The 11,868-nt window shown below is 68.9% G+C and carries 12 protein-coding genes; 6 read left to right on the top strand and 6 right to left on the bottom strand.

Annotation, left to right across the window (positions count from 1 at the left end):
- Window positions 1–1,089 carry a tRNA 2-thiouridine(34) synthase MnmA gene (gene mnmA, locus JWQ81_RS35265; protein WP_297548403.1) on the top strand — a complete coding sequence of 363 codons (1,089 nt, stop codon included), beginning with the start codon at window positions 1–3 and terminating at the stop codon, window positions 1,087–1,089.
- Between the two features lie 5 nt (window positions 1,090–1,094).
- Here the strand turns inward: mnmA and JWQ81_RS35270 are convergent, their stop codons facing one another.
- The 4 genes from JWQ81_RS35270 to JWQ81_RS35285 form a co-directional block, all read right to left on the bottom strand.
- Window positions 1,095–1,541, bottom strand: coding sequence for a GNAT family N-acetyltransferase (locus JWQ81_RS35270; protein ID WP_297548405.1), 447 nt, complete (start codon window positions 1,539–1,541; stop codon window positions 1,095–1,097).
- 25 nt (window positions 1,542–1,566) lie between these two features.
- The gene (locus JWQ81_RS35275; protein ID WP_297548407.1) at window positions 1,567–2,781 is read right to left on the bottom strand and encodes a glycosyltransferase; all 1,215 of its coding nucleotides are present in this window, start codon (window positions 2,779–2,781) and stop codon (window positions 1,567–1,569) included.
- 163 nt (window positions 2,782–2,944) lie between these two features.
- Window positions 2,945–3,985 (bottom strand): MBL fold metallo-hydrolase, encoded by a 1,041-nt coding sequence (locus tag JWQ81_RS35280; RefSeq protein ID WP_297548531.1) that lies wholly within the window; start codon window positions 3,983–3,985, stop codon window positions 2,945–2,947.
- Window positions 3,986–4,276: 291 nt separating this feature from the next.
- A complete protein-coding gene (locus tag JWQ81_RS35285) occupies window positions 4,277–5,041 on the bottom strand; it encodes a phospholipid scramblase-related protein (RefSeq protein WP_297548409.1) in 765 nt (254 codons plus the stop codon).
- A gap of 120 nt (window positions 5,042–5,161) precedes the next feature.
- Between JWQ81_RS35285 and JWQ81_RS35290 the strand changes: the two genes are divergently transcribed.
- Window positions 5,162–6,199 (top strand): methionine synthase, encoded by a 1,038-nt coding sequence (locus JWQ81_RS35290; protein ID WP_297548410.1) that lies wholly within the window; start codon window positions 5,162–5,164, stop codon window positions 6,197–6,199.
- 71 nt (window positions 6,200–6,270) lie between these two features.
- Here JWQ81_RS35290 and JWQ81_RS35295 read toward each other — a convergent pair whose 3' ends face one another.
- A complete protein-coding gene (locus tag JWQ81_RS35295; RefSeq protein WP_297548412.1) occupies window positions 6,271–6,831 on the bottom strand; it encodes a DUF1349 domain-containing protein in 561 nt (186 codons plus the stop codon).
- A gap of 99 nt (window positions 6,832–6,930) precedes the next feature.
- On the opposite strand from JWQ81_RS35295, the gene JWQ81_RS35300 reads away from it, so the two are divergent.
- The 3 genes from JWQ81_RS35300 to JWQ81_RS35310 are packed head-to-tail and all read left to right on the top strand — an operon-like array spanning window position 6,931 to window position 10,305.
- Window positions 6,931–7,635 carry a hypothetical protein gene (locus tag JWQ81_RS35300; RefSeq protein WP_297548414.1) on the top strand — a complete coding sequence of 235 codons (705 nt, stop codon included), beginning with the start codon at window positions 6,931–6,933 and terminating at the stop codon, window positions 7,633–7,635.
- Between the two features lie 10 nt (window positions 7,636–7,645).
- On the top strand, window positions 7,646–9,808 hold the full coding sequence (gene ligA, locus JWQ81_RS35305; RefSeq protein WP_297548416.1) for an NAD-dependent DNA ligase LigA: 2,163 nt from the start codon (window positions 7,646–7,648) through the stop codon (window positions 9,806–9,808).
- The gene (locus tag JWQ81_RS35310; protein WP_297548418.1) at window positions 9,805–10,305 is read left to right on the top strand and encodes a GNAT family N-acetyltransferase; all 501 of its coding nucleotides are present in this window, start codon (window positions 9,805–9,807) and stop codon (window positions 10,303–10,305) included. The genes ligA and JWQ81_RS35310 overlap by 4 nt, the downstream gene beginning before the upstream one ends.
- A gap of 330 nt (window positions 10,306–10,635) precedes the next feature.
- Here JWQ81_RS35310 and JWQ81_RS35315 read toward each other — a convergent pair whose 3' ends face one another.
- A complete protein-coding gene (locus JWQ81_RS35315; RefSeq protein ID WP_297548420.1) occupies window positions 10,636–11,289 on the bottom strand; it encodes an amino acid-binding protein in 654 nt (217 codons plus the stop codon).
- Between the two features lie 281 nt (window positions 11,290–11,570).
- On the opposite strand from JWQ81_RS35315, the gene gatC reads away from it, so the two are divergent.
- Complete coding sequence (gene gatC / locus JWQ81_RS35320) at window positions 11,571–11,867, top strand: Asp-tRNA(Asn)/Glu-tRNA(Gln) amidotransferase subunit GatC (protein ID WP_297548422.1); 297 nt, start codon at window positions 11,571–11,573, stop codon at window positions 11,865–11,867.
- Window position 11,868: the final 1 nt, after the last annotated feature.

An 11,868-nucleotide genomic window follows, 5' to 3' on the forward strand; every position in this document is an offset into this window, starting at 1 on the left:
ATGCGAGTTCTGGCCGCGATGAGCGGGGGCGTGGATTCGGCGGTGGCCGCCGCGCGCGCGGTGGACGCCGGACACGAGGTCGTCGGTGTGCACCTCGCACTGTCCGCCAAGCCCGGCACGCTGCGCACGGGTTCGCGGGGCTGCTGCACGATCGAGGACTCCCACGACGCCCGGCGGGCCGCGGACATCCTCGGCATTCCGTTCTACATCTGGGACTTCGCCGAGCGGTTCACCGAAGAGGTCATCGAGACCTTCGTCGGGGAGTACGCCGCCGGCCGCACCCCCAACCCGTGTGTCACCTGCAACGAGAAGATCAAGTTCGAAGCGTTGCTGGACAAGGCGATGGCGCTCGGGTTCGACGCCGTCGCGACCGGCCACTACGCGCGACTGGCCACTGTGGACGGTGCGCCCGAGCTGCGGCGCAGCGCCGACGACGGCAAGGACCAGTCGTACGTGCTCGCGTCGCTGACCCCGGAGCAGTTGCGGCACGCCATTTTCCCGCTCGGCGGCTCGTGGAAGACCGAGGTCCGGGCGGAGGCCGAGGCGCGCGGACTGTCCGTCGCGAACAAGCCCGACAGCTACGACATCTGCTTCATCCCGGACGGCGACACGAAGAAGTTCCTCGAGGGCAAGCTCGGCCAGCACCCCGGCGCGCTCGTCGACGCCGAAACCGGCGCGGTGCTGGGGCAGCACACCGGCGTGCACGGGTTCACCGTCGGGCAGCGCAAGGGACTCGGCATCGAGGCGCCTGCCGCCGACGGACGGCCGCGGTACGTGCTGTCCCTGGAGCCGGTTTCGGGCACGGTGAAGGTCGGTTCCGCGGAGGATCTCGGCGTCGCGGTGATCGAGGCCGACCGGCCGATCTGGCCGAACGAGCGTCCGCTGGACGGGCCCACCGAGTGTGTCGTGCAGGTGCGCGCCCACGGCGGCACGGTAGAGGCCGTCGCCGAGGCGATCGGTGGAACCGTCCGCATCCAGCTGCGCGAGCCGCTCCGCGGTGTCGCCCCCGGCCAGGTTGCCGTGCTGTATCGGCCGCACGCCGATGGCGACATCGTCCTCGGCAGCGCGAAGATCGCCTCCACGGCGTAGGGCGGCTACAGAGCGAGCTTGAAGCCCTGGTGGCTGGCGACGAAGCCGAGCCGCTCGTAGAAGCGGTGAGCGTCGACCCGGGACATGTCCGAGGTCAGCTGCACCAGCACACAGCCGCGTCGGCGCGACTCGTCGATCGCCCACTTCATCAGCGTCCCGCCGAGGCCGCTGCCGCGCTGGCCGGAGTGCACCCGCACGCCTTCGATCTGGCCGCGTAGCGAGCCCTTGCGGGACAGCCCGGGGATGAACGTGAGCTGGAACGTGCCCACGACGGCACCATCGAGGTCCGCGACCATCAGGAGCTGGTTCGGGTCGGCGTCGATGTCTTCGAACGCCTTGAGGTACGGGCCGAGGTCGTCGACCGAATCCCGGCTCGCGCCGAGCTGGTCGTCGATGAGCAGCCGCACGATCGGCTCGACGTCTTCGCGGATGGCCTGCCGGATCTCGGTCACGGCTTTGATTATGGCAGCGCCGTCGCTACGAGCCCAGTGCCATCAGGCGCTGCGCGGCGACGGTGGTGCCGTCGGTGCGGACGTTGGCGGCGACGTCGTTGGCGCGGGATGTCACCTCGGGTCGGAGCGCGCGCTCCAGCGCCGTGGCCAGCGAGTCGGCGGTCGGGACGCCGGGAGCGTGTGCGGTGCCGATCCCGAGCTGGTCGACTCGGCCGGCCCAGTAGTGCTGGTCGTACTTCTGCGGAACGATGACCTGGGGCGCGCCGGCCCGGCCGGCTGCGGTGGTGGTGCCTGCCCCGCCGTGGTGGACGGCGGCGGCGACGCGGGTGAAGAGCGCGTGGTGGTTGACCTCGCCGACGGAGAGCCAGTCGGGTTCGTCGTCCAGCGGCGACAGGCCGGCCCAGCCGCGCGCCACGACGGCCCGCCGGCCCAGTTCGCGCGCCGATTTGAGCATCTCCCGGCCGAGGCCTTCCGCCGCGCTCATGCTGCCGAAGCCGAAGTAGACGGGTGGTTCGCCGGCATCGAGAAACGCCTCCAGCTCGGGCGAAAGCGGACTCTCGTCCGGCAGAATCCAGGCGCCCGTCTGCACGACGTCCAAGTCCGAGGGACGCGGCCACGGCCCCAACGTCGGGTCGGCGGCCAGCCAGGGCGCGCCGGTGAACATGTGGTCCCGCACGTCGGCGACCGCGGGCAGGCCTGCTGACGCCAGGTATGAGTTGAGCGCGACGCCGGAGCTCTCGTTCCAGCGCTGTGCGTCCTCGGCCCACAGCGTGAGGTTGTCCGGCGTCTGGGACGTCGGCAGCGGTCCGAACATCGGGAGCGGCGCGTGGTGCGGGGACGGCAGTGTCACCGGGCAGAAGCTCGTGTAGACGTAGTGGATCCCGAGCTGTTCGGCGATCGAGCGGACGGCCATCATCATCGCTCCACCAGCCACGATGACGTCGCAGCCCTCGGCTGCCGCGGAGATGGTGGTGAACTGGTTGGCGATGGTGGCTTCCAGCAGTTGAAGCCGCTGTTCCGGGGTGAACTTGGACGGCACGACCTGCTGGCCTGCCTTCGCGGTGTGGCGCACTTCGGGGCCGATGGGCACGACGGGGATCCCGAGGCCCTCGATCCACTCGCGGAAGTCCGGCGGCACGCACACGCGGATCTCCTGGCCGAGTGCCCGCAGCTCCAACGCCAGCCCCACCACCGGCTGGACTTCGCCACGTGACCCGATCGTGGACAGCAAGACACGCATGAAACTCCCCGGTGACGGCAACTCGAAGGTGAGCCATGATTCTGGGCCGTCACCGGGGTCTTGCCGCAAGTCCCCCTATCGGCTATATGTTTAAAGGGGAAGAGAAGCGGGCCGTGTTCGTCCGGCGCTCCGAGTCGCCCCGAAACCCGCACCGGCTCCAGCGCTAGGGCGCGGTGTATCGCCGTACGCCGTCAACCTCCGCCGCGGCGAGTTTTCCTTGCGAGACCAGCAAGTCCAGGTGGGCGCCGGTTTCGAGCACGGCGAGCGTCTGGTTGAACGCGTCCATTTCGGACAGTTTGCGTAGCCGCCTTGTCCAGCCGAGGCTCGCCGCTGTCTCGTACGCCGTGGTCGCGCCGCCGAGGATCTTCGCACCCATGGTTTCCAGCCGCTGCCGGTGATGTTCCAGCAGTTCGTCCACCCTTTCGTGCACACTTTCGGACACTGGGCCGTGCGCGGGCAGCAGGCGTGTGTCGGGCATGGCCCGGACGAGGCGCAGCGAGTCGAGGTAGTCGTTGAGCGGCAGGTCGGCTATCGCGGGCTGGAAGCCGATCGACGGCGTGATGTGTGGCAGGACGTGGTCGCCGGAGAACAGCAGGCCGGCTTCACCGTCGACGAACACGACGTGCCCGGTGGTGTGGCCGGGCGTGTGGACGACGTCGAGCTCACGACCGGGAAGCACAGTCCGACGCCCGGGCGTCAACCACTCGTCGGGGTCTTCCCAGTCGCCCATGTCCGTGCGCTCGAACCCGTCGAACATCCTGCCCAGCGCCTCGACGACGAGGTCGGCGCCACTGCGGCGAAGCAGTTCGATCTGCGCGAACATGCCAAAAGCGTCCGGGTTTGCGGAGATTTTGAGCGACGGCTCCTCGAGCGCACCCAGCGCGACTTTGCTGCCGAACTCCCGTCGCAGCGCGACAGCCTGCGTGTAGTGGTCACGGTGGACATGGGTGACGAGGAACTGGCTGATGTCCCCGAGCTGGGCGCCGATGCCCTTCAACGCCGTCGCGAGCTGCTCACGGGCGGCGTCCAGCGCCCATCCGGAGTCGATCATCACCAGTTCGGTGCCATCGGTGATGGCGTACACGTTGACCGCGCGCAACGCGTCGTTCGGCAGCGGCAGCGGGATCCGGTACACCCCCGGCGCGGCCGAGTAGATCCCTGGTTCGGTCCAGTCGCGCCCGGTGTCTTCGCTCAACGGCTCCACTGTGCGAGACCTCCTCGTCATCGTTCCCCGTAAACACCTTGACCCGTTATTGACCAAGTGTCTACTGAGAGCCTGCGAGACGCACGTCACCTGTCAAAAGCGGCGGTCGTGCATCGGCGCGTCGTGGTTCAGCGTGGCTGCTGGGGCTGGCTGGTCCGGTGCCGTTGTGTACGAAACGTCCCCCGATACAAATGATTTGTACTAAACGTCCCCCGAGTCGCTGGCGCGCGGGCCACAACGCCACCAAGGTGGCCCTGAGGGGTCCCCGCACCCGGGGCCCCACCAGCACTGTCAAAAGCGGTTTTCGGGCGGGGCGTCCTGGTTCAACGCCGTGTCGATGGTCAGCGCGGCGGCGACGACCAGCGTGGCCAGCGGATCCTGCAGCGGACGCGGGATGTGCACCGCGTAGTTGTCCGCCGTCGACCACCTCCTGTCGAACAGGCTCTGAAACTTCTTGTCCACCCGCGCGATCTGGTTGCCTGCCTGGTCGGTGACCTCGAAGTCCCAGGACAGCCAGTTTTCCGCGGTGATCGCGCCGACGGGCTGTCCGTTGACCGTGAAGTCGAACCGGATCTTGCCGAAGACGTTCGCCTGCACGATCTCGCCGATCGGGGAGTCGTCGGCCCTGGTCACCAGGAACTTCGACTTGATCACCTTCGCCGGCCGCATGACCTTGAACATCGTGCTGTTGCTGGCGTCGCGGATCTCGAACTTGTGCGTGAGGAACTGGTCGTACTTGGTGAACAACCGGATCGCTTTCTGCATCCCGCCCTGGCCGACCTCGATGATGCTGCCGATCCGCTGGCCTGCCTGATTGCTCACGGTGTACTCGTTGGTCAGCTCGAACATTTTCGCGCGCTGGTTCACCAGCAGCACGGGTTCGCTGAACAGCGTCCCGCCGGTCGGCCTGGTATAGGCGGCGGGTGCGTGCTGCGGGGGCTGAGCCTGCTGCGCGGGCTGCGTGCTCGACGTCCACGTGCGCCCGTCCCACCACCGGAGCAGCTGGGGTGCCTGCTGATCCGGGTACCAGCCTGGCGGGGGCGGAGGGTTCGTCATGCGGGGGAAGCGTAGTGGCCGCGTGCGTGCCGTGGACCCGGATCCCTGATACGCGGCGAATGTCCGGTCCAGCGTGGGGCCGCGCGCGTCCGGCCGCGCCGACCAAGGATGATGCCGGATGTGAATGACCAAGCTTGGCCCGTCGGCGTCGCCACCGGTATCGGTTCGATGCCGGGTGAGCGCCCGATCGAGGCGGCGGCCGTCGTTTTCGGCGAGCTGCCGGAGATCCCGTACCTGCCCGAGTTGCCCGCGCGGGGCGTCGGGGCCGACATGCTGGGCCGGACGGCGGCGCGGCTGGTCGACATAGCCGTCGACGTCGTCCCCAGCGGTTACCGCGTCACCGCGCACCCCGGCCGCGTCCATCGGCGCGCCCACGACTTCCTCCAGTGGGACCTCGACGCGTTCGAGGAGGCGTCGCAGCGGTCCGGGCTCGCGCTACCGGTCGTCAAGACGCAGCTCGCCGGGCCGTGGACGCTGGCCGCCGGGGTCGAGCTGGCCCGTGGACACCGCGTCCTCACGGACAAAGGCGCGTTGCGCGACTTCGCCGAGTCGCTGCTCTCCGGGCTCGCCGCGCACGTCGCCGACCTGACCTCCCGCGTCGGCGCGCCCGTGATGGTCCAGTTCGACGAGCCGACGCTGCCCGATGTCCTGGCGGGCTCGCTGTCGACGCCGTCGGGCTACGGCACGGTCCGCTCGGTGCCGGCCGCGGAGGCCCGCGCGCTGCTCGCGACGGTGATCGAGGGCGCGAAGGCCATCACCGGGCAGCCGGTGATCGTGCACTGCTGCGCCGCCGAACCGCCGATTCCCCTGCTGCGCTCGGCCGGCGCGGATGTGCTCTCGCTCGACCTCACGTTGGCCGACATCACCGACGCCCGGCTCCTCGACGCGCTGGGTGAGGCGTGGGACGACGGCACGGTGTTCGCGCTCGGCCTGGTCCCGTCGCTCGCCCCGGAGCAAAGCCCCCAGCTGCACGACGTCGCCAAGCCGGCGCTCGACCTCGTCGACAGGCTCGGCTTCGACCGCGAGTTCCTCGCCACCAGAGCCGCGGTCACGCCGACCTGCGGGCTCGCCGGCGCGACCGAGACGTGGGCGAAGGAAGCGCTGAAGCTCAGCCGGGACCTCGCCAGGGCGTTCGTCGAGCCCCCGGAAACCTGGTAGCGCCGGCAACTCGCCGTCGAGTTGCGGTAGTTGCGCACGCTAAGTACCGCAACTCGCCGTCGAGTTGCGGTTCAGCGCTGGGTGATGTCGACGTTCGCGAAGTCGACCTTGAAACCGTTGCCGTCAGGGGACGCGCACATGACTCCGGCGAACACGTCGGGCTCGGCGGGGAAGTACGCGAGACGCGCCATGGTGACCGGCTCCGCCCCCTCGACGCCGTAGCGAACGGTGACGGTGTCGCCGGTGCGATCCACCGAGATCGTCACCGACCCGGGTGAACCCGGCAGCGAGACCACCGACCAGTCCGAGACGTCCCTTGTCACGACGACGCTGAGCAGCTGCTCGCCGCCGACGTATTCGATCCCGGTCTTGACCCAGTTACGTTCGTCGATCCGCAGCAGCACCCCGGCCTGGTCGTAGAGGTCGGTGTACGCGCCCGAGAACGTCGTCGTGAGGGTGAATTCCCCGGTCAGCGTGCGGCCGAGCGCGTGGCCGGTGTCCCGGATGAAGCCGTAGTGCGTCGTGCGCCAGAAGTCCGTGCGGGGCGACGTCGTGACGGACAGCCCGTCGCCGGCCTCCCAGGACGCGGGCGGGTTCAACCAGGACCAGTCGTCGGAACCGAAAACCTTCATGCACCCAAGTTGCCACGAAGTGTCGGACCCGGCGCGTAGCGTGTCGGGAAATCGACCGCTTCGAACCGTCGTTTCAGAACCGAGGTATCCGAGCAGACCATGCGTTTCTTCCGCCGCCGCGCCACCCCCGACAACGCCCCCGATCCGCGCACCCCGTGGCCGGAGCAACCTGTCCAAGCGGACGCGAGGGCGGCCGCGGCAGCGTTCTGGGAGCGCTGGTACGAGCTGCTCCCGCAGATCAGCGCGTCGTTGGGGGACCGGGAGCCCCAGCGGTTCGAACACGATCTGTGCCAGGCCGTCGCGCTACTGCACCCGGACCTGCACTTCTCGCTGGAGCGTGGGCAGCGGTCGATTTACGCGCTGGTTGTCACCGGCCAGGAGGACCCGAAGCTGCGGCCTTATACCGACGCGTGGCGCGAGGCGGGGCCGCAGGACGACGCGATCTGGGAGTACCACGATTCGGTGCCGCCGGTGCCCGATCCCACCGAGGTCACCGTCAACCTGGGCGCGCACCGGATCTCGTTGGCCGAGATCCGGCTGTCCGCGAAGGTCGATGAGAGCGGCGAGCTGGTCGACGTCGCCGTCCACCATCCGCTGTTCGCCGAGCTGGAGCCGGCCGCTCGGTCGACGCTGACGTTCCTGCCGCTGGACGCCACGCTGGGTGAGCGGCTGGCCGCCGAACGGCTCCGCCGGGTCGAGACGGCCGAGGTCGAGCCGGCGGGCGCGATCACCCTGCTGGAGTTCCGTGACCTGGTACGGGGGCTCGGCGGAGAGCCTGCCGAAACTGTCGGTGAGGCTGGTTAAGCTGCTCACTGTGAGCAGCACAGACCTTCCAACGAACGAAGTCGCGACGGCACCGGCCGAGGTGCCCGCCGAGGTCCGCGAGCGCTACAGCGTGCTCGCGGAAGAGGTCCGCGGGCACCAGTTCCGGTACTACGTACTGGACTCGCCGATCGTGTCCGACGGCCAGTTCGACGCGCTCCTGGGGGAGCTGCAGGCGATGGAGGATGCCCATCCCGGCCTCGTCACGCCCGACTCTCCGACGCAGAACGTCGGCGGCACGTTCTCCACGATCTTCACCGCGTACGACCACCTCGAGCGCATGCTCAGCCTGGACAACGTGTTCGACACCGAGGAGCTGCTCGCCTGGGTGGAGCGCGTCGAGCGGGAGATCGGCTCCACGCGGTACCTGTGCGAGCTGAAGATCGACGGTCTCGCCATCAACCTGCTCTACGAGGACGGCAAGCTCACCCGCGCCCTCACCCGGGGCGACGGCCGCACCGGCGAGGACGTCACGCTCAACATACGCACCCTGGAGCAGGTGCCGGACACACTGACCGGCACCGAGCGGTTCCCGGTGCCGAAGCTGGTCGAGGTGCGCGGCGAGGTGTTCTTCCGGGTGGAGGACTTCCTCGAGCTCAACGCGAAGATGGTCGAGCAGGGCAAGCCGCCGTACGCCAACCCGCGCAACACCGCGGCCGGTTCGCTGCGGCAGAAGGACCCGAAGATCACCAAGTCCCGCCGGCTGCGGCTGATCTGCCACGGCCTCGGCAAACGGGAGGGGTTCGAGCCGAGCCGTCAGTCCGAGGCGTACGACGCGCTGGCGGCCTGGGGGCTGCCGGTGTCCCCCCACAGCAAGGTGCTCGATTCGGCGCAGGGCCTCACCGAGCGGATCGAGTACTGGGGCGAGCACCGCCACGACGCCGAGCACGAGATGGACGGCATCGTCATCAAGGTCGACGATGTCTCGCTGCAGCGGCGCCTCGGCACCACCTCGCGCGCTCCACGCTGGGCCATCGCGTACAAGTACGCGCCCGAAGAAGCGATCACCACCCTGCTCGACATCCAGGTCAACGTCGGCCGCACCGGGCGCGTGACGCCGTTCGCGGTGATGGAGCCGGTCACCGTCGCCGGGTCCACCGTGGCCATGGCCACCCTCCACAACCAGGAGGAGGTCAAGCGCAAGGGCGTCCTGATCGGGGACCGCGTGGTCATCCGCAAGGCGGGCGACGTCATCCCCGAGGTGCTCGGCCCGGTGGTCGACGCGCGCACCGGCAACGAGCGCGAGTTCGTCATGCCGACCCGCTGCCCGGAGTGCCACACCACGCTGGCGTACCAGAAGGAGGGCGACATCGACATCCGTTGCCCGAATTCGCGGTCCTGCCCCGCACAGCTGCGCGAGCGGCTGTTCCACCTCGGTGGCCGCGGTGCGTTCGACATCGAGGTCCTCGGTTACGAGGCCGCCGCCGCGCTGCTCGAATCGGGTGCTGTCGTCGACGAGGGCGACATCTTTGATCTCACCGAGGAGAAGCTCGAACAGGTCGAGCTGTTCCGTACCAAGGCGGGTGAGCTGTCCGCGAACGGGCGCAAGCTGGTGACCAATCTGGAAACCGCGAAGGACCGTCCACTGTGGAAGGTCATCGTCGGCCTGTCGATCCGGCATGTCGGGCCGACGGCGGCGCAGGCCCTCGCCAGGGAGTTCGGCTCGCTGGAGCGCATCGAGAACGCCTCCGAGGAGGAGCTCGCCGAGGTCGACGGGGTCGGGCCGACCATCGCCCACGCCGTCCTCGAATGGTTCGACGTCGAGTGGCACCGCGAAGTCGTCGAGAAGTGGCGCGCGGCCGGCGTCCGGATGGAAGAGGCGCGTGATGACTCGATCCCGCGGTTCCTCGAAGGGCTGTCGATCGTGGTCACCGGCTCGCTGGCGACGTATTCGCGGGACGAGGCCAAGGAGTCGATCATGTCCCGCGGGGGCAAGGCCGCCGGTTCGGTGTCGAAGAAGACGGCCTTCGTCGTTGTCGGGGACGCGCCAGGCTCGAAGTACGACAAAGCCGTCCAGCTGAAGGTCCCGGTGCTCGACGAGAACGGCTTTACCGTGTTGCTGGAACGCGGTCCCGAGGCAGCCGCGGGGGTGGCGCTACCGACGGAGGAGGTAGCTTCTGCTGAAGCGACCGAATCGACGGGGGAAGCCGAGTGAGCGATTTCGAGATCAGGGCAGCCCTGCCCGAGGAGTTCGACGCGGTCGGGGCGGTGACAGTCGAGGCCTACGCGGCCGACGGATACATCGGCGACAACGTCGAAGACGGCTACGCCGATCAACTCCGTAACGCCGCACGCCGCGCCGAACAGGCCGAGCTGGTCGTCGCCGTGGACTACTCGGGCGAGGTGCTGGGCTCGGTCACCGTTGTCCGTCCCGGCACGGAGCTCGCCGAGATCTCCCGCGACGGCGAGCTCGAGTTCCGGATGCTCAGCGTCACCCCGAACGCCAGGGGCCGCGGCGTCGGGGCCGCGCTGACGGCGGCCGTCCTCGAACGGGCAGGCGGGATCGCTGCCCAGCGCGTCGTCATGTCGAGCCTCGAGCTGATGAAGACCGCACACCGGATGTACGAGCGGCTGGGCTTCACTCGGCTCCCGGAGCGGGATTGGGAACCCGTCCCCGGCATCCAACTGGTCGCCTACTCGTTCGAACTCTGATCCCGCGCCACAACGTGGGTCACAAGGGCTGTCGGTAGCCGAGCGTGGGACTCGGCGCCCTGAACGTGGGACTCGCCGGGCCGGAGTGTGGGACTCGCCGATGTGCTGTGCGAGTCCCACGTTCAGCGAGGGCGAGTTCCACAGTCAGACCGGCGAGTCCCACACCCAGCTCCGGACACCGGCATTCGCCGTACACCGACCCGGCCCTTGCTGCGGTAAAACGCAGCCAGTCCACAGCAACCAGCACCCACACATACGACCGAAGAACCACGAAAGTGCCCTCCTTGCAGACGCTGAGCATCGCACCTCGGCGGCGAGTTGCGGTGAAACTCAGCTGTCCAGGACGACGGAGACGATGCCGGCGAAATGGGCGAGGCGGGCGACTTCGGCCGCGCGGAACATCGGGCCGCCGGGGCGGCCGACCAGCAGTGCTTGGTCCGGCTTGCCCAGCGGGGTCGCGGCGAGTTCGGTGCCGAGCTCCTGCCAGGTTTCGGGGACCCACGAGTCCTCGGCGTCGAGGACGGTCGCGCGCTCCAGCGGGAGCCACGGAATATCGGTGATCTCGGTCTCGGGCGCAGCGCTCGAGGACGCGAGCCGGTGCACCCCGTTCTCGGAGTACTGGAGCACCAGTGACCAGCCCGCGCGGATGATGCGGGGGACCCCTTCGGCCAGGATGGCGAGGCCGGAGGCGGGCTGAGCTGCGATCTCCTCGACGAGTTCGAGCTCGCGGTGGGTGTCGAGCACACCGGCGTAGGGGCGTACGGCGTCGACTTCGACACCTTCGACGCTCTCCGCCGCGGTGATCAGCGCGTCCGGCAGCCTGCCGGACGGGAGTTCGACCACCAGGTCGTCGATCGCGATGCCGTTTCCGCGCTCGACGACGTCGACGCTGAGGATGTCCGCCCCGACCGTGCCGAGGGCGGTGGCCACCGCGCCGAGAGTCCCAGGGCTGTCCGGGAGTTGCACCCGGATCAGGAAGGACAACGTCCGCCCCTCTCACTTGTGGCGTCCCAGCCTTGCCGTGGGACGCGCTAGCCGGGCGCCGATTCTGACAGACCCGGAACGATGATGGGAGCCGTAGCCCGTCCTGCGGGATTACGAAGTCATTCCGGCCGAATCACCGTTACGGTAGCGAATCAGTCGGGTGAACGCAGATCGCGCGGGCCACCCCTGCGATAACCCAGTCGAGTCGACGCGGGCCTTCGCCATAGACTTGCACCTTCGAACAGCGTCCGACCAGCACACCACCCTCCGGAGTTATTCGCGTGCCCAACATTTCCCGCGACGAGGTCGCACACCTGGCCGAGCTGGCCAGGCTGGCCGTAACCGACGATGAGCTGGACATGTTCGCCGGCCAGCTCGACCAGATCCTGGACGCGGTGGCCAAGGTGAGCGAGGTCGCCGGGGCGGACGTGCCCCCGACCTCGCACTCCGTTCCGCTGACCAACGTGTTCCGTGACGACGTCGTGACGCCGGGTTTGACCCAGGCGCAGGCGCTGTCGGGGGCGCCGTCCGCCGAAGAAGGCCGGTTCCGGGTGCCGCGGATCCTGGGGGAGGAGTAGA

This window comes from Amycolatopsis sp. (genome assembly GCF_025464955.1).
Classification (GTDB): Bacteria; Actinomycetota; Actinomycetes; order Mycobacteriales; family Pseudonocardiaceae; genus Amycolatopsis.